This window comes from Neisseria sp. P0021.S007 (assembly GCF_051956855.1).
Map to the genome: position 1 here is coordinate 1 of NZ_JBQCXA010000814.1, position 592 is coordinate 592.

The following is a 592-nucleotide window of genomic DNA, read 5'->3' on the forward strand; positions in this document are numbered from 1 at the left end:
GTCTTTACACCGACTGCTCTACTAAGAAATAGGAAAACATGAATTCAGGTCGTCTGAACACAGTACCGATCAAATAATCCGTCCAAACCATTCTACGCGGCCGATGATAGCGACATCTTCGGTCATTTTATTTAGGTCGATTTCAAAAGCCGGATAGGCTTCGTTGGCAGAGATGACATTGACGATGCCGCCGGGTATGACTTGAAGCCGTTTCACCAAAAGATTTTCATTGATACGCAGAACATATAACCCATCGCGTGGGGTAGTCTCGCTGCGGTTGATCAGGATGGTGTCCCCGTCGTTTAAAACGCCTTCCATAGAATCGCCTTTGACGGAAATGACCGACAGGTTTTTGGTGTCGCGGGTAACGTAGTTTTCGATCCAGTAACGGCGGAATGCCATGGTAAACATGGGTTTTTCATCGCCGACAAGTTGTCCGTGTCCTGCGGCGGCATGGATGTCGTAGCGAGGCACGAAGATAAATTCGTCAATATCTACCGGATTGCCCAAAGTGTCGTAAGTGGTGGCTTTGGGCAGCTCGGCGTTGGAAAACGGCTCTCCTTCACCCGTCAGAAGCCAGTCTATGCTGCAT

1 protein-coding gene is annotated in these 592 nt (G+C 49.2%); it reads right to left on the reverse strand.

Features of this window, described 5'->3' with window-relative positions; genetic code table 11:
- Positions 1-69 precede the first annotated feature (69 nt).
- Positions 70-592: S24 family peptidase (locus ACTHUR_RS16100; RefSeq protein WP_440399682.1), on the reverse strand; the 523-nt coding region annotated here is incomplete at its 5' end.